Below are 18,744 nucleotides of genomic sequence, written 5' to 3'. Positions count from 1 at the left end.
ACGACAAAGACCAGCTCAGGACACGAACCGCTGCTGGAGTACTAGGGAGCGTATTCGGTTGTGATCAAGAGGCTGCTCGTGTGAGGTCCTTGATCCAGATCATCGAGGCGCGTAGGTAGAGTCCGGCGAGGTAGCTGTCGGGGGTCTTGTCGTAGCGCGTGGCGATGCCTCGCCATGCCTTGAGCTTGTTGATCAGACGCTCGACGGTGTTCCGCTCCTTGTAGAGGTCTGCGTTGTGGCTGACGGGCCGGCCGCCGTGGGAGCCCTTCTTGTTCCGGTTGGCGGCCTGGTCCTTCTTCTCCGGGATGACCGCTTTGATACGGCGTTTGCGCAGGTGGGCACGGTTGCCGCGGGACGAGTACGCCTTGTCTGCGGCGACCGCGTCCGGCCGGGTGCGGGGACGGCCGACGAGCCCGCGGACCCGTACCTTCCCCAGCACTGGGATGAACTGCGGACTGTCGGCGGCCTGCCCCTCGGTCAGGATGAACGCCAGCGGGCGGCACCTCCGGTCGCCGGCGACATGGATCTTGCTGGTCTGCCCGCCCCTGGAGCGTCCGAGCAGGGCGGCCTTCAGCCGAAGTTTGCGTCGGCGCCGGACGCGCCGTCGTTCTTCCCGCGCGGGATCGCTTTCGGTCTCCTGCCCGGTTTGTTCGTCGCAGCCGCCCCCTTCGACCTGGCCTTCTCCGCCTCGGCGGCAGCCTTCTCCAGAGCGGTGAGGACCTCCTCGTCCAGGTGCATGCCGGCCGCGTCGTGATGGGCCCGCGCGGTGGTGGAGTCGATGCTGACCAGGGACAAGTCCACCTCACCGCGCTTCGCGGCTTCCGCGATCAGGCCCTCCAGCAGGGCCTCGAAGACCCCGGCGTCACGCCACTGCCGGAAGCGGTTGTGGACGGTCGACCAGGCGCCGAACTCTGCCGGTATCTCCCGCCACTGGCCGCCCGTCTTGAACCGCCAGATCACGCCCTCGAACTGCTGCCGCAGCCGCTCGGGGTACGGGCCGTACTCGCCGATCGGCAGGTACGGCTCAATGAAATCCCACTCCGGGTCGGTCAGTTGCACTCGCGTCACGTACGACGGTCTACCGGACCAGACCGTGCCACGAAGGCACATCCCGCAGATTGATCACGACTCGATACGCTCCCTAGTACTCCAGCAGCGGTTCGTGTCCTGAGCTGGTCTTTGTCGTTCTCCTGGTATGAGGGAGCTGGGTGAAGTAGCTGTATGGTCCGCGGAGTTGGAGGCTGTGTTCGCTCGGGTCGCGGGTCGGTTTGCTCGGGCGGATCTGCGGTGGCGGATGCGGGATTACGTTCGGGGTCTGCTGGCTCGTGTGGCGCGTAAGAACGGCTGGCAGCTCGCGGAGTGGGCGGGGCACCGTAGTCCTGACGGGTTCCAGCGGCTGCTGAACTCCAGCGTCTGGGATGCGGACGCGGTGCGGGACGATGTCCGCGAGTATGTGGCCGAGGTGCTCGGTGATGACGGGGTCCTGATCATCGATGACACCGGTTTCATCAAGAAGGGGATCACGTCGGCGGGTGTGGGCAGGCAGTACACCGGCACCTCGGGCAAGATCGACAATTGTCAGGTCGGGGTCTTCGCCGCCTACGCCACGTCTCGCGGACGTGCCCTGGTCGACCGGGAGCTGTATCTCCCGAAGGCGTGGACAGGGGATCGGGAACGCTGCCGGGCGGCGAAGGTTCCCGACGAGCGGGAGTTCGCGACCAAGGGTGAACTCGCGAGGGCGATGGTTACCCGGACGCTGGCCGCCGGTCTGCCGGCGCGGTGGGTGACGGCGGACGAGGCCTATGGGCAGGACTGGAAGTTCCGCCGCCTGCTGGAGGAACTCGATGTCGGTTACGTCGTCGCTGTTCCGAAGTCTCAGCAGGTCAAGAGCTTGACGGGGTTCTGGCGGATCGACGAGCTCATCGCCCAGGCGCCCCAGGATGCCTGGCAGCGGCTGTCCTGCGGCAACGGGGCCAAGGGCCCCAGGGTCTACGACTGGGCGAGCGCGAGACTGCCGTCGATCGCCCTCTTCGACGGCGACGAGTCAGCCCACCACCGATGGGTGCTGGCCCGGCGCAGCGTGGCACGGCCCGAGGAGACCGCCTACTACTTCGCCTACGCGCCCACGAGCACCACTGTCGCCGACCTGGTGCGGGCGGCCGGCACACGCTGGACGATCGAGGAATGCTTCCAGGCGGCGAAGAACGAGTGCGGCCTGGACGAGTACGAGGTCCGCCGCTACGTCGGCTGGTACCGGCACATCACCCTGGCCATGCTCGCCCACGCCGTCCTGACCTCACTCGCAGCCCAAGCCGCCGACGAGCCCGAAAAAGGGGGCTTTGGAAACGAACCTCTCTCGCCCCGCTCACCGTGGCAGAAATCAGACGCCTCCTGGACACTCTCCTTCCCCGCCCCCGACCCCACCCCGACCCAGTCACCCACGCACTGAAGTGGTCAGCCTGGAGAAGACACCACCAAGCCACCGCCCGCCGCTGCCACTACCAAAAACACAGCTCAGGACACGAACCGCTGCTGGAGTACTAATTGGCGACCCCGGTAGGCGTCCACCTGCTCGCGTATGGCCCTACCCGCCCAGGACCCACCACGCAGGCAAAACCCGCAGATTGATCACGACCAAATACGCTCCCTAACACTGGCTGTGAGCGGCGGCGAGCTGGGCGGCCAGGCACGGCACGATCAGCGCGCGAACGCTCGGTGCCGGGGACAACCAGGGTCTGCTTGGCGAGCGCGTCACAGATGGGCCCTGACCCTGGAGTTTGGACACCGGAGAGACTTGGATCTTGATGGTCCAGGAGAACGGAGTCCCTGTGGGGATGAAGCATTACCCCGCCGAGTTCAAGGCGGACGCGGTCGCGTTGTACCGGTCGCGTCCGGGAGCGACGATCAAGTCGGTCGCCGCCGATCTCGGAGTGAACACCGAGACGCTGCGGAACTGGATCCGGGCCGCCGACGGACGCCGCGCCGGTGCCCATTCCGCCCCCGCAACGGCACCGCAGCCTGCCGGTGACCCGGTTCAGGCGGAGCTGGCCGCCGCGCGCAAGAGGATCCGCGAGCTGGAGGAAGAACGCGACATCCTCCGCAAGGCGGCCCGGTATTTCGCGACGGAGACGCGCTGGTGAACCGCTGCCAGTTCGTTGAGGATCACCAGCGCCGATACGGCGTGAAGCGGCTCTGCGACATTCTCGGGATCGCCCGCTCGAGTTTCTATTACTGGCGTCGCACCGCCCCGGCTCGCATGGCCCGTCAGGCCGCTGACGACCGGCTCGCGGCCCGGATACGCAAGGCCCACAAGGAGTCCGACGGCACCTACGGAGTCCCGAGGATCACTGCCGAGCTCCGCGACGAGGGCGGCCAGGCGGTCAACCACAAGCGCGTTGCCAGGATCATGCGGACCATCGGCCTCGAAGGGGTCCGTCTGCGGCGCCGGCACCGCACCACCATCGCCGACCCGGCCACCGCGAAGGCCCCGGACCTGATCGGCCGCGACTTCACCGCGAAGGAGATCAACACCAAGTACGTCGGTGACATCACCTACTTGAGCGTCGGCGGCGGACGGTTCTGCTATCTCGCGACAGTGATCGACCTGTGCTCGCGCCGCCTGGCAGGCTGGGCGATCGCCGACCACATGCGCACCGAGCTCGTCATCGACGCCCTCGCCGCCGCGGAACGGACCCGCGGCAGTCTGAACGGGGCGATCATGCACACCGATCACGGAGCCCAGTACACCAGCGGGGCCTTCGCGGACGCCTGCCGCCGGGCCGGTGTCCTGCAGAGCATGAGCGCCGTCGGGTCCAGCGCGGACAACGCCGCCGCCGAATCGTTCAACGCCAGCTTTAAAAGGGAGACGTTGAAGGGCCGAAAGGGCTGGTCAAGCGAGCGCGAGGCACGACTCGACGCCTTCCACTGGCTGTCCCGCTACAACACCCGACGCCGTCATTCCCGGCTCGGCCAGCGAGCCCCGATCACCTACGAGATCACCGTCCACCCAACCTCAACTACCCTGGCCCGAGCCGCATAGACGTGTTCAAACTCCAGGGTCAAGGCCCGATCTCGATGGCGAGCTGGTGGGCCTTGCGCGAGCCGTGTGCTTTCAGCAGGGCCTCGCACCGGGTGCGGCTGAGCTTCTTCAGTCTGGCCGGGGAGCCGTGCCGCCAGAAGGGCCTGGACATACGAGTGGGCCAGGTGCGGACGGGCCTTGACTCTGAATGCTGAACACGGGTTATGCGGCTGGTGTCAGCGTAGTTGGTGGGAGGCGGAAGGCGTTCTCGAAGGCGATGGGTGATCGCTGTCCGAGACGGGAATGTCGGCGCCGGGTGTTGTAGCGGTTGAGTCATCGGAACGCATCGAGTCGGGCCTCGCGCTCGGTCGGCCAGGTCTTCGGGCCCTGCAGGGTTTCCCGTTTAAAAGTCGCGTTGAGGGACTCGGCGAGTGCGTTGTCCGCGCTGGACCCGACCGTGCTCACAGTCTGTCGGACCCCTGCTGACCTGCAGGCTTCGGCGAACGCCCTGCTCGTGTACTGAACGCCGTGGTCGGTGTGCATGATCGATCCCGCGAGACTGCCGCAGGTGCGGACGGCCGCAGCCCGGGCGGCGGCACCGCCTGCCGCCATGACAAACTGTCCACCCGTCTGCGCGCGGCCGGCCTCAGCGCGATCGCCGACCTAGGCTTTATCGTTCTCGACGACGTCGGCGGCCCGGACGCGGACCCGGCGATGATCACCGGCTACAAAGCGGCCCGCAACCGACCCCTGACCAGCGGCCAGCAGCTGTCCAACAAGGCGCTCGCCGCAGTCCGGGCTCCGGTCGAGCACGGCTTCGCGCATCTGAAGAACTGGCGAGTGCTCGGCAAGGGCCGTACCGACGACCCGCAGTGGGCGACCGCGCTGGTGCGGGCCCTCGTAGTCCTGACGAACCGGGAAGTCGCCCGCTGACCGACGATCTTCACCCGAGTCACTCGCCCACAACCAGCGTGAGCGCCCCGACACCGAGGCACACCAGGCCCGTGACCCGCCACTTCACGATGCACACCACTCATTTCATGAGGAGTTCTCAGTCCCGCGCCACACTGACTGCTCGTCGGAGGGTTTTCGCCAACTCGTCGGCAAGCCCCTCTCCCGGCTTCACGGCCGTCAGGTTCCCGCCGACTGCTTCCTGTCCGTCCGATTGCGGACCGACGACTACGAATTGCGTCTGCGGATGGCCACCCGCTTGCTCGCGAACGGTTCGGGTCTGCGCGGCCCCGGTCGCAAGGACCACGTCGCAGTCACGCTGTATCAATCCGTTGAAGTACGGGAGGGCGTTGGCGGCCGACTGCTTGCCCATCACCGGGACCTGGGAGACGCGGATCCGTGTTTCGGCGGAGACGCGCTGCATACCCTGCCAGACGGCGGTGGCGTCCCCGCTGGTGATGCCGGATTCCCCGGTAAGCAGACAGGCGTCGAACTCCCTGTACTGGCGGGCGCGTGAGTCCGGTGGCGGCGCGGTTTCCTCGTCGCCACCGAACGCCCAGAAGCCCACGAGGACGCCGACGACGAGCAGCCCCCCGGCGCCCGTCCACGCCCCGCGCCGCCCGCGCAGCAGCCCTGCGACCCGATGCACTGCCAACAGGATCCCGGACGCCCTGGACCGCGTGGTAACGGGGCCCTTACCTCGCCATGTACGCCGCGTCCTCATGCCGTGGCCTCCGGGGCAGGGCTGCCCGGCTGCCAAGGCCTCCAGGAGAGTAGGGCGTGCGCCGCCGCCCCTCCTGTGGCGACCAGCGCCGGCAGCAGCTCCGCCCCGCTTTTCGCGCCCCGAGTTTCCTCCGGGGCGAGCGCCGCCTGGAGCACCCAGGCCACGTTGGGGGCCGTGAAAGCGGCGCAGGCCGGCCAGTCGGCCATTCGCCGTCGCCGAACCGCGATGACGAGCGAGGGTATGGAAGACAAGATGCCCAGGGTGATGGCGGGCAGCGCCGCCAACAGGGCGGAGGCGGCGGGTGCCATCACTCTCGCCGGGCAAGGAGAGGCACCGGCGGCGCCGGACACAGCTGACTTCACGGTTTGTTCCTCAGGAAGAACTGTGGGGGCCTCGCTCAGCCCGCGCGCTGAGGCCGGGCGTGCTCGAATGGATGCCTGATCGAGGCGGACGCCGCACACTACACCGAAACTTCACAGGCCCGGCACGCCGGGATCTTGGCCGAGTACAGGCGCCCACGAGGAGGCGTTCCCGAGGCGGGGTCTGTCGAGCTGGTGGAAGCCCAACTTGGCGCCGACGGAACTCTTCTGGCCGGCATCGGTACGGTCCAGAGGGAAGACCGCGATCACGTTGACCGGGCCGCAGGGTGCTTCGTAGGGGTGAGGGCATCGATATGCCCGCGTGTCTGCCATTCCGCTCCTTTTTGCGCTCTCGGTGTCCGCGGAGGAGAAAGGCGAGCCGGGGCCGCGTCTGGCCGGGGCTCCGCTGTGGCTGGCCCTGGTCGCACGTTTCCGAGGGCGTACCACGTGGAGTGTGCCGCCAGGTAGCCCAGCTATCGCCTTACGGGAGTTTGGTGGACGCAAACGTCTCGAACGTCGACCGCGAGGTCCGGCTGAGCTTCGTGGGCCGAGCCGGGTCGCTCAGCCGGTCATGCCGCCACGCTCCGCACCGGGGCGAGCCGGACGAGGCTCTGCCGCGGGCGAGGCGGGGGCGTGCCCGCAGCGTGACATTTTCTTGTGCGGTGAGCGTGTGGGGTCGTCGCACACGACGGCGAACGGTCGGGGATCCGAGGGCGGCCCCGCGCGCCTCGCAGTCCGCATAAGCGTCCCGTGACTCTTCAGGCGGACGATCCAGAGGAGGGCGGGGCCGCCCTGCCCCGGCTGTGCGGGACGCAAAGAGCTTGCCGGAGGGGACGGACGGGTCGGACGTCGGCTGGGCACGTGGAAGCCAGATACACCCTGACTGTAGTGACCTCCCCTCAAGCCTTAGCCCGTATCTGGCATATGCATCGCAATGCAACGTGCCTGGTCTCAACCGTTTGTTTCCGGTTCGGTGCTTTACACATGCCAACAGCGCGTCAAGTTCGGGTACGAACGTCTTTTCGTTTCCTTCACAGGTGTGCGGATGCGGCGAGATCCTCTCCGTTTCCTGTGACCGGCCTGTCCTTCCCTTGAATCAGGCCCCTGCCGCCCGGAGCCCCTGTGCCGTCCCCCCGCCGCGCCCGCCGACGGCTCGCCCGTCGCGTCGCGCTCCTGGCCCTCACGGCCCTCGCCCTCATGCTGACGACTCAGCAGGCGGTCGCGGATGGGCGCGAGCTGCACGCTGTCGACCTGCCCTCGCTCTCCTCGATCGGCGGCTGGTTCAAGGACCCGCACTGGGGCAAACTCCCGCACCAGGACGGCGGCACGGCCGCAGGCCACCGGCACCACGTCCCCGCCGCCCGTACGGCCGCGCATCGTGGGGCCGGTCACGCGCGCGGCAAAGGGCGCGGCGAACTGTCCGCGTACAAGGCGCACAAGCCGCAGCTCGCGCACGGCCGCAGCGGTCACCCGCGCGGGCACTTCAACGCCGCGACGAGCAAGCGCAATGCCAAGTCCTCGTCCCGCACCGTCACCGTCTTCGACAACGCCGACGGCTCGCAGACCCGGCGTATCTCCCCTCAGGCGGTCAACTACCGTACGAAGAAGGGCACCTGGTCGCCCATTGACAGCGCCGTGCGCGCCGGGCCCGCCGGGCGCTGGTACGAGAAGGCCAATTCCCTCGCCGTCGACTTCGCGCCCCGTGCCACCGACCCGGCCGTGGTCTCCTTCGCCAAGGATGAGAACCACGGGCTCGCCTACGGGCTGAGCGGGGCCGCGCCCGTCACCGGCAGCCGCTCCGCGGACGGCTCCCACGTCACGTACCCCGGTGTCCTGCCCCACACCGATCTCCAGGTGGCCGCCACCGCCACCGGTGTCAAGGAAGCGATCGTCCTCGACGCTCCCGAGGCCGCCCACGAGTGGACCTTCCCGCTCCACCTCGACGGACTCACCCCCGTCCAGCTGCACGACGGCTCGATCGACCTGCGCGATGCCGCCGGAAAGACCGTGGAGCGCATCCCGCACGCCTACGCGTACGACGCGAAGGTCGACCGCCGCTCCGGCGACCCGGCGACGACCTACGATGTCGCGTACCGACTGCGCCACGGCACGGCGGGCTGGTCGCTCACGGTCGCTCTCGACCCCGCGTGGCTGCGCGACCCGGCCCGCCGCTTCCCCGTGACGGTCGATCCGACCGTCGTGGACGGCTGGACGACCACGTACGCCGAGTCCGGCTACGACCAGGACCACTCCTTCGAGCAGACCATCAAGGCCGGTTCGTACGACGCGGGCCCGCACTCCGCCGCCGCGTACATCAACCACTGGGACACCGCCTGGGACGGCTCCAAGGCGACCGTGACGGCGGCGAGCCTGCACCTCTTCGACACCTGGGCCGCGACCTGCACGGCCACCCGCTTCGACGTCGCCCTCGTGACCAAGGCATGGACCCCTGAGGGGGTTCACACCTACCCGGGACCCGCCTACGGCGCCTCGATCGGCAACGCGACCCCCTCCGTGCCGCACGCGTGTGCCAACACCGCGGCCGACCGCACCGTGGGCGACGACGTCACCGTCAAGCTCTCCACCTCCGCGATCCAGGGCTGGTTCAACGGCACCACGCCCGACTACGGGCTCGCGGTCTACGCGGCCACGAACGACACGGCCCACTGGAAGCAGTTCGGCTCCTTCAACGACCCCGGCAAGGGCCCCTACCTCGACGTCACCTACACCGGTACCACGCCGCCGCAGGTCTACGAGCAGTTCCCCGCCGACAACGCCGTTGTCCACACGACGACCCCCGAGCTGACCGCCTGGTCCGGCGGCGCCGACTCCCAGGCCAACACAACGACGAAGTACCTCTTCCAGGTCTTCGACGCGCAGGACAAGAAGGTCGCCGACTCAGGGCTCCAGGCGAAGGGCGACTGGATCGTCCCCGCCGGCAAGCTCAAGTGGAACACCGGCTACTACTGGACCGTCCAGGGCTACGACGGCGGCATGTACTCGGACGCCACGCCCTACTCGCTGAGCGTGCAGGTCCCCGAGCCCGTCATCACCTCAGGGCTCTCGCAGAACAGCAGCGACCACGGTTTCGACGCCTCCATCGGCAACTACACGAAATCGGACACCGACGCCTCGATCTCGACCGCCGGGCCCTCGCTCGACGTCGAACGCGACTACAACTCCCGCGACCCGCGCTGGAACGGCGCCTTCGGCGCGGGTTGGTCCTCGATCCTCGACTCCCGGGCCACTGAGCAGTACACCCCCGCCGGGGCGGTCGCCGCCGTCAACGTCACCTACCCGGACGGCTCCCAGGTCGGCTACGGGAAAAACAGCGACGGCACCTTCACCCCCGGCAGCGGACGTTTCGCCACCTTCAAGGCCGTGACCGGCGGGTACACGCTCACCGACAAGGACGACACCCTCTACACCTTCACGCAGTCCCTCGGCTCGGGCGGCTACGGGCTCACCTCCGTCACCGACGCCGACGGACAGGCCGTGAAACTCACCTGGACCTCCGGCCACGTCAGCCGCATGGCCTCCTCCGTCTCGGGGCGCGCCCTCGGCTTCACTTGGTCCACCCCCTCCGGCGCCGCCGCCGCGCACGTCGCCACCGTCGTCACCGACCCGGTCACTCCCGGAGACACGGCCACGGCCCAGACCTGGACGTACGGCTACAACGGTGACCAGCTGACCAAGGTCTGCTCCCCGCTCTCGGCGAGCAAGTGCACGACGTACGGCTACACCTCGGGTTCCCATTACCGCAACGCCTCCCTCGACCTCGACCCGCACGGTCTGTGGCAGCTCGCCGAGACCAGCGGCACCAAGGCCAAAGACGCCGTCCTGGCCAACCAGGGCACCAACGACGCGACCTACGAGCACGTGACCCTCGGCGCCGCCGGACCCTTCGCCGGCTCGCGCGGTGCCACGTTCGACGGCGCCACCTCGGACGTCGTCCTCCCCGACAACCTCGGCAACGACACCGACTCGGGCGCGCTCTCGCTCTGGTTCAAGACCTCGGCCGGGCCCGGCGTCCTCTACTCCTACGCCTCGCAGCCCATCACCTCGGGCGAGGCAGCGGGCTTCTACACCCCCGCGCTCTACGTCGGCAAGGACGGCAAGCTCAACGCCGAGTTCTGGTACAGCGGCGGCATCAACCCCATCGTGACCAGTGTCTCCGTCGCGGACGGCAAGTGGCACCACGTCGTCCTGTCGGCGGCTGGCAACTCGCAGACACTGTTCCTCGACAACGCCAAGGTCGGCTCCCGTACCGGGACCGTCTCGATCAAGTCCGCGACCGCCTTCGGCAAGAACCAGGTCTTCAACTACCTCGGCACCGGCTACCTCGGCGGCGACTGGCCCGACGCGCCCGCGCCCAAGAGCGCCGACGACACGGACGGCCACCCCGTCTGGTTCAAGGGCACCCTCGCCGACGCCGCCTTCTACGATCACCCGCTCGTCGCGGCCGATGTCAACGCCCTCTACCAGTACGGTAGTCACCCGGCCGCCCTGCTCAGCTCCGTCAAGCGCCCCTCCGGCAAGACCTTCGCCGCGATGACGTACGACGGCGACACCGCCGCGCTCACCCAGCTCACCGACGAGAACGGCGGCACCTGGAAGCTCCAGGCCCCCACCGTCGCGGGCTCCAGCCAGACCTATCGCGGGGCGGTCCTCGGCCAGAACCCCGCCCAGTACTACCGCCTCGGCGAGGCGGCGGGCGCAAGCACGGCGGTCGACGAGGTCCGCGGCGGCGACGCCACGTACACGAGCACGACCCTCGGCTCCGCCGGACCCTTCTGCGACGCCAAGGCAGCCACATTCAACGGCACGTCGTCGGTGCTCACGCTGCCCACCGGCGCGGTCCCCGGCGTCGGCGCCGAGTCCCTCAGCATGTGGTTCAAGACCTCCACGGCCAACGGCGGCGTCCTCCTCGGGACCTCGAAAGACGCCTTCGGCGCGACCACACCGACCCACTACACTCCGGTCCTCTACGTCGGCAGCAGCGGCAAACTCCACGGCGAGTTCTACTTCACCGGGGGTACGACCAAACCCCTCGCCTCCACCGCCTCAGTCGCGGACGGCAAATGGCACCACGTCGTCCTCGCGACCTCCGCAACCAGCCAGAGCCTCTATCTGGACGACAAGGCGGTCGGCGCCCAGACCGGCACCGCCGCGCAGTCGGGCCAGGACATCGTCACCCTCGGCTCCGGCTTCAACGGCGGCAGCTGGCCCGACGAACCCCACTCGTCCACGACCGTCTCCACGGGATACGCGAGCTACTTCAACGGCTCCATAGCCGACGTCTCCTTCCACCGCGCGCAGCTCTCCGCCGACGACGTGGACGAGCTGTGGGGCGCCGCGAAGAAGTCCGGCGGCCTCCTCCCCGCCGAGACGGTTAAGGTCACCACGCCCACCGGCTCCACGGCGACCTACACCTACGACGTCACGCACGGCGGACGCGCGCTTACCGAGACCGACGGCCTCGGCGCGAAGACCAGCTTCGGCTACGACACCGCCGGCTTCGAGCACACCGTCACCGACCCCAACGGAGTCGTCACCGTCACGGGCCACGACGTACGCGGCAACATCGTCTCCTCCACGACGTGCCAGGACCAGGCCAAGAACCACTGTTCGACCGAGTACTACACGTACTACCCGGACGACACGACCGCCCAGCTCACGACCGCCGACCCGCGCAACGACCAGCTCCTCACCTCCCGCGACGGCCGCTCCGCGTCCGCGAGCGACACGAGCTACCTGACCTCGTACACCTACGACGCGAACGGCGACCAGACAGCGATCACGGGCCCCGCCGTTCCCGGCTTCCCCGACGGGCGCACCACGACGACCGTCTACGCGGACGGCACGAGCGCCTTCCCCGCCACCGGCGGCGGCTCCGTCCCCAAGGGCCTCCCGGTGCGCACGGTGAGCCCCGGCGGCGCAGTGAATTCCGTCGCGTACTTCAAGAACGGGGATGTCGCCTCCACGACCGACGCGGGCGGCCTCGTCACCACGTACACCTATGACGGACTCGGCCAGGTCCTGAGTCAGAAGGCTGTCTCCGACACCTACCCGGACGGGCTGACCACGACATACGTGTACGACGACGCCGGGCAGGTCGTCGAGGAGCACGACCCGCAGCTGACCGACCGCGTCACGGGCGCCACTCACGCCGCCGTCACGAAGACCGTCTTCGACGAGGACGGCGATGTCCTCAGTCAGTCCGTCAGCGACGCGAGCGGCGGCGACAAGCCCCGTACCGAGGCGCAGACCTACGACGCCTACGACCGCGTCGCCACCGAGACCGACGCCAACGGCACCGAGGGCGCCGCCAACGGCGGCACGACGACGTACACGTACGACACCTCGGGCAACCGTGTCAAGGAGGTCGACTCGGCGGGCACCGAGACCCGCTACACGTACGACGACAACGGCGAACTGCTCACGCAGACGCTCATGACGACCGGCGACCCCGACCACCCGAGCGACCCCACGCCCCTGGTCGAGTCCTCGCGCGCCTACGACCCCTCCGGCCGGCTCGCCTCGGTGACCGACGCGATGGGCAACACGACCGCGTACACCTACACCGACGACGGCCTGACCGCGACCGTCACGCGGACCTCGGCGGACGGCAAGTCCTCCTACGTCCTGGAGTCGCACACCTACGACGCGGCCGGGAACACCCTGTCGACCACCGAGGACAACGGCGAGACCCTGACCACCTTCAAGGTCGACGCCGCCGACCGCACGACCGAGAGCGCCGTCGATCCCGGTGGCGTCAACCGCGTCAGCACCGTCTCCTACACCCCGGACGACGAGGTCGGCAGCGAGAACGACCACGACTCCTCGGGCTGGTCGCGCACCACGACGAGCACCTACGACGCCATGGGCAACGTCCTCAAGGAGACGCTCTACGGCGACGCCTCCGGGCACCCCGCCGGCTGGTGGAAGCTCGACCAAGACAGCGGACGCCACGTCACCGACGCCTCCGGTACCGGGAACACGGCCGCCGTCTCCGGCTCCGGCGTCACCTGGGGCGACGGCGCCGCGAACTTCAGCGGCGCGGCGGACGAGAGCATCGCCACGAACGGCCCGGTCGTCGACACGACCGCCTCGTACACCGTCTCCGCCTGGGTCAAGCTCTCCTCGCTGCCCACGAAGAACGCCACCGTCGTCGCCCAGTCGGGCAGCAACAACAGCGCCTTCATGCTCCAGTACAACTACGCGCACACCAGCGCCCCGCTGTGGAGCATGGAGCAGACCAACGGCGACGCGGCGAGCGGTGTCACGTTCCCCTCCGCCTACGGTTCCACGAGCACCAAGCCGACCACGGGCACCTGGACCCACCTCGTCGGCGTCTACGACTCCTCCGACAGCGGCATCAAGCTCTACGTCAACGGCTCCCTTGCCGGGAGCGGCACGAACACCTCCGCATGGAGCGCGAGCGGACCGCTCACCATCGGCCGCGCCCTGTACGCGGGCAACAGCACCGACCAGCTCCCCGGCTCCGTCGCGAACGTGCAGGTCTACCCGCGCACGCTGAGCGCGAGCGAGGTCACCTCGCTGTACGGCAAGGGCCGCGCGGGCGGCACGGTCGGCTCCTCCGGCGAGCAGACCACGACGTACACCTACGACAAGCGCGGGCTGCCCCTCACCGAGACCGACGCCGAGCACCACACCACGGAGTACGCCTACGACGAGGCCGGGAACCTCGCGACGACCACCGCGCCCGCCGTCCAGGCCGAGCCGGACGGCACGGAGGCCAACCGCGCCACCGTCCGCCCGGTGACCGCGAGCGGCTTCAACACCTTCGGCGAGGCGACCGAGGAAGAGGACCCGAACGGCCTCGTCACGACCACCGCGTACGACGCCAACGGCCAGAAGGTCTCCGAGACCCTGCCGCCCTACACGCCGGACGGCGAGTCCTCGGCGCTCCCCGGCACGACGGTCTACACGTACGACAGCGAAGGCAACCAGACCTCCGTCACGACCCCCGCCGGCCGCACCACGTCGTACGCCTACGACCGCTCCGGCAACCTCACCCGCACCACGCTGCCCGACGGCAGCAGCCAGCACGCCACCTACGACGCGGCCGGCGACGCCCTCAGCGCGACCGACGCCACCGGCGGCGAGTCCCAGGCGACCTACGACTTCCTGGGCCGCCAGCTCACCGCCACGACACTGGAACGCAAGCCGGTCGCCAAGTCCCTCACGACGACCAGCTCCTACGCCGTCACCGACGGCAACCCGTACGGCGCCCACCTCGCCATGACCACGAGCCCGGGCGGCGTGACAGCCTCGTACGGCTACAACCGCGCCGGGGACGTCACCTCGGTCACCGACGGCGCGGGCAACACGACCCGCTACACGTACGACTTCCAAGGCAACCAGCAGAAGACGACGCTCCCCGACGGCACCTGGACCGAGGTCGACTACAACGCCTCGGACGACCCCACCGACACCTACGCACACGCCGCCGACAACTCCGTCCTCACCCACACGTCGAACCAGTACGACGGCGTCGGCAACCTCACCGCCGCCACCGACGCCAACGGGCACACCACGCGCTGGACGTACGACGCCGCCGGCACCATCACGCAGCAGATCGAACCCGTCGACGCGAACACCTCCCTCACGACGAGTTTCGGCTACGACGCGGCGGGCAACCGCACCCGCTTCACCGACGGACGCGGCAACAACTGGCGCTACGCGTACACCCCGTGGGGCCAGCAGAGCACCGTCACCGAGCCGACGACGAGCCGCTGGACCTCGGCCGCCGACTCCACGACACGCTTCGTCTACGACGCGGACGGCCGCATGACCCGGGCCACGCTGCCCGGCGGCACCTCGACCTCCATGACGTACGACGACATTGGCCAGCTCACCCGCATGTCCGGACAGGGCGCCGACGCGGCCACGGCGAGCCGCGGCTTCACCTACGACAAGAAGGGGCGGCTCACCGTCGCCGACACCGACGAGGCCGGGATCGCCGGGGCCGTCGACCACCAGGCGGCGGCCCACGAGACCTTCGGCTACGACGACCGCGGCGACCTGCTCGACGCGGCGGGCTCGGCGGGCGCCTCGTCCTTCACATACAACGCCGACGCGCAGATGCTCACCCGCAAGGACGCGGCCGGGACGACCAGTTACAGCTACGACACGGCCGGCCGCCTCGCGAGCCTCGACGAACCGGCCACCGGCACCCGGCTCACCTACTCCTACGGCAAGCTCGACGAACTCCGCTCGATCAGCTACGGGAGCGGCGGCCAGACCCGCACCTTCTCCTACGACGACGACCACCAGCTCACCGGGGACATCCTCACCAAGGGCGCGACGACCCTCGCGAGCTTCGCCTACGGCCACGACCCCAACGGCAACCTGACCGCGAAGAAGACCACGGGCGTCACGGGCGCCGCCGCCAACACGTACACCTACGACTGGTCCGACCGGATCACCTCGTGGAACGACGGTACGAAGACGACCGCCTACAAGTACGACGCCTCGGGCAACCGCGTCCAGGTCGGCGCCGACGTGTACACCTACGACGCCCGCGACGAGCTCACCTCGGACGGGAAGACGACGTACGAGTACTCGGCACGCGGCACCCTGACCGCCGAGTCCTCGGCGACCGGCACCAACGCCCTCTTCCGCACCGATGCCTTCGGCGACCAGATCGTGGCCGGGGAGCAGTCCTACACGCAGGACGCCCTCGGCCGGAACCTGACCGACACGAACACGGCGGAGAGCGCGGGAGGCAGCCGCACATTCGCCTACTCCGGCGCGGACAACACGATCGCGTCGGACGACGACAGCACCTACACCTACGACCCGGCCGGCGGCCTCACCGGCGTCAAGGACGCCACCGGGGGCGTCCTCGCCCTCACCGACCAGCACAACGACGTCGTGGGCACCTTCGGCCAGAACGCGAGCGCGCTGACCGGCTCCGCCACCTACGACCCGCTGGGCAAGGTCCTCGCGAGCAACGCGATGAGCGGCCACCTCGGCTTCCAGTCCGGCTGGACCGAACCGGGCACCGCTCCGGGCGCCACGGGCGCGGCGGCGGACGACGACGGGACCGGGAACACCGGCAACGTCGGCACGGCCTCGCGCTGGTACGACCCGCACATCGGCCAGTTCCTCAACAAGGACAGTCTCGCGCTCGGCGCGATACCCGACTCGGTGGCGGCGAACCCCTTCGCCTACGTCGACGACAACCCGCTCGCCGGGACGGACGAGTCGGGCAACTGCTCCTGGTACGACGTCGTGTGCGGCGCCAAGAAGGTCGCGCACAAGGCGAAGAAGACCGCGAAGAAGGCCGTGCACAAGGCCAAGAAGGCGGCGCACAAGGTCTACCACGCGGCCAAGCACGTGGCCCGCAAGGTCGTTCACACCGTCAAGCACGCGGTGCACAAGGCCGTGCACAAGGTGCGGGACTACTACCGCTCCACGGTCCGGGTCGTGCGGCGCGTCTACCACTACACGGCGAGACATGTGAAAAAGGCGGCTCATCGCGTCGTGCACGCCGTGCATACCGCCTATCACAAGGTCAAGAAAACAGTGCACCGCATGGTCCACGCGGCGAAGAAGACCGCGCACAAGGTCGCGCACACCGTCAAGAAGGCGGCACACGCTGTCTCGCACGCGGCCCGCACGGCGTATCACGCGACGGTGAAGGCTGCGAAGAGCACGGCGACCTTCGTCAAGCACCACGCCGCGGCCATCACGTCGTTCGTCGTCTCGACGGCGGTCTTCGCGGGGTGCGAGGCGGTGACCGGCGGGGTCGGTTCGATAGGCTGCGCCGCCGTCGCGGGGGCCGCTGGCTCTCTCGTGACGCAGGGCTTCGCCTGTGCCCAGTCGGGTGGGGACGAGTGCTCGGTCGGCGCTTTCGCGGGCTCGGCGGCGGAAGGCGCGCTCGCCGGCGCGGCAGGGGGCCTGCTCGGCAAGGCGGGCGGCGCACTGCTCGCCAAGGCGGCCCCGAAGGCGATGAAGGTCGTCGGCGGCCTCTTCGGCCGGGGCGCCACGGACGCGGGCGAATCCGCGGCGGCGGACGCGACGGACCAGGCGGCGCTCGCGCAGGAGACACGCGGGGCCGTGTCGGAGTCGGGTTCCCGTCCGGGGTGTACGACCCCGCACAGCTTCACCGGGGCGACCCGGGTACTCCTGGCGGACGGCACGACGAAGCCGATCGATCAGGTCAAGGTCGGCGACACCATCGCCAACGCGGTACCGGGCCTGAAGGCCACCGAGGCGCACCAGGTCACGGCGGTCATCGTGACCCGTACGGACCGGGACTTCGTGGACGTGAAGGTGCGTAATTACGTGGCGAAGAAGCCGCGTACGTCCCTGTCGGAGCAGGCACGGGCGAAAGCCCGCAGGGCGGCGGTGACGCTGACAGCGCTGGGCGCCCTCGCGGGAGCGGCGGGCCCGGCAGCGGCCTCCGGACCGGCTTCCGCTTCGGCGCCGGTTTCGGCCCCGGCTTCCGCTTCCACTCCGGCCGAGCTGCACACCACCTTCCACCACCCCTTCTACGACGTCACCCGCTCCGCCTTCGTCGAGGCGAAGGACCTCCACAAGGGCGACCTCCTCCAAACCCCCACGGGCACGGCGGAGATCACGGGGGTCCGTCTCTACCACGCGCACAGCACGACCTACGACCTGACGGTCGGGAAACTGCATACGTACTATGTGCTGGCGGGGACCACTCCGGTCCTCGTTCACAACTGCAATGAAGTCTTTCATCGGGCGATGAGCGAGAAAGAATTCAACCAGCTGGGACCCAACGGCGAGATTACTGTCCGAGGTACCGAGAATTTTGTTACGCAGGACCGTGAGTATCTCGAAGGTCTGCGGTATCAGACCCACCGCAAGGGAGGCAGAAATGCCGAGAAGTACACGGTTCTGGTTCGCTACGAGATGTCCCCGGGTGCCCGCGACGCATTGATCGCGGTCGGTAAAAGTCCGGGTGAAATCGGTCACGATGTAAATGCTGTGCACCTGAAGTCGGAGCGTGGCTTCGACACGTACGGCCTCAGACCCGGATCGGTCGGAGTGTTCAATTCGAGAATCGTCGGATTCGGGAGAGTGGAGGACTGGTGACGTTCCACGGAGAGGAAAGATCTCAGGCTGATCTGGTTGAAGCACTTGCCGACGGCACGGGGCGGGATGCCAGGTCCATCGCGGCCGGGCATCCCGAGGTCACTCAGCTCATCGCATCCTGGATCCGGGAAGCCGCTCACGCGGGAAACTGGACAAGAGTCGACAAGTTCGCCAACCTGGCCGCCCCCTTGCGGGCGCCGGGCCTGGGCGGGGCTCTTCAGGAGATCCTTGATTCGGATGCCGTGGGATTCAACAAAGAGGATCTCGTGGAGATCCTCGGGGAGATCCGGGAAACGGACGCGGTCGCCTGCCTGTTCAGGGTGGCGGAAGGTTCGGTGGACGAGGACGCTCCGGCGTACTGGCTGTGCCAGAAGGTCATCTCCTCTCTGGGGGAGATCGGCACGCCGGAGGCCCTTGAACGCCTTCGCCGGATGACGTCCCAGTCGTGGCGCGACGTTGTCCGATGGCATGCGGCTGTCGAACTCGGGGTCGAGGACGAGCTCGGGTTTGACGAAGATCATATGCTGGGGTAGCCGGAGCCCCGGGCGCTGTTGAGATCCAAGGAGTTCCCATAGCGTTAGCGATAAGGAAGCCCCGCC

6 protein-coding genes and 2 pseudogenes are annotated in these 18,744 nt (G+C 68.7%); 5 read left to right on the top strand and 3 right to left on the bottom strand.

Going from position 1 to position 18,744, the window contains the following annotated elements; all coding sequences use genetic code 11:
• Positions 1-64: 64 nt before the first annotated feature.
• A pseudogene (locus SSBG_RS30710) lies at positions 65-1,068 on the bottom strand (IS5 family transposase).
• A 127-nt stretch (positions 1,069-1,195) separates the two neighbouring features.
• On the opposite strand from SSBG_RS30710, the gene SSBG_RS05295 reads away from it, so the two are divergent.
• Entirely contained in the window at positions 1,196-2,449 is a 1,254-nt protein-coding gene (locus SSBG_RS05295; protein ID WP_037869002.1) for an IS701 family transposase, read from the top strand.
• Positions 2,450-2,828: 379 nt separating this feature from the next.
• Positions 2,829-4,039, top strand: a protein-coding gene (locus tag SSBG_RS05285) for an IS3 family transposase (protein WP_086023026.1) whose coding sequence is annotated in 2 segments (ribosomal slippage) — positions 2,829-3,120 and positions 3,120-4,039 — 1,212 coding nt in all. Because the reading frame shifts where the segments join, the coding sequence is not laid out codon by codon here.
• Positions 4,040-4,058: 19 nt separating this feature from the next.
• Here SSBG_RS05285 and SSBG_RS35375 read toward each other — a convergent pair.
• A complete protein-coding gene (locus SSBG_RS35375) occupies positions 4,059-4,190 on the bottom strand; it encodes a hypothetical protein (RefSeq protein WP_008745178.1) in 132 nt (43 codons plus the stop codon).
• Positions 4,191-4,615: 425 nt separating this feature from the next.
• Between SSBG_RS35375 and SSBG_RS30700 the strand changes: the two are divergent.
• Positions 4,616-4,951, top strand: a pseudogene (locus SSBG_RS30700) (transposase family protein); the annotation flags it as partial.
• A gap of 118 nt (positions 4,952-5,069) precedes the next feature.
• Here the strand turns inward: SSBG_RS30700 and SSBG_RS05270 are convergent.
• Positions 5,070-5,618, bottom strand: a complete 549-nt coding sequence (locus SSBG_RS05270; protein ID WP_234010379.1) for a BMP family ABC transporter substrate-binding protein — start codon at positions 5,616-5,618, stop codon at positions 5,070-5,072.
• A 1,556-nt stretch (positions 5,619-7,174) separates the two neighbouring features.
• Here SSBG_RS05270 and SSBG_RS05260 point away from each other — a divergent pair.
• Together SSBG_RS05260 and SSBG_RS05255 are read left to right on the top strand one after the other, a co-directional pair.
• Complete coding sequence (locus tag SSBG_RS05260) at positions 7,175-18,145, top strand: LamG-like jellyroll fold domain-containing protein (protein ID WP_050776721.1); 10,971 nt, start codon at positions 7,175-7,177, stop codon at positions 18,143-18,145.
• A complete protein-coding gene (locus SSBG_RS05255; RefSeq protein WP_008745174.1) occupies positions 18,142-18,678 on the top strand; it encodes a HEAT repeat domain-containing protein in 537 nt (178 codons plus the stop codon). The genes SSBG_RS05260 and SSBG_RS05255 overlap by 4 nt, the downstream gene beginning before the upstream one ends.
• The last annotated feature ends 66 nt before the right edge of the window (positions 18,679-18,744 follow it).

Source organism: Streptomyces sp. SPB074, from assembly GCF_000154905.1.
GTDB lineage: Bacteria > Actinomycetota > Actinomycetes > Streptomycetales > Streptomycetaceae > Streptomyces.
This window is presented reverse-complemented; position numbering and strand designations above follow the sequence as displayed.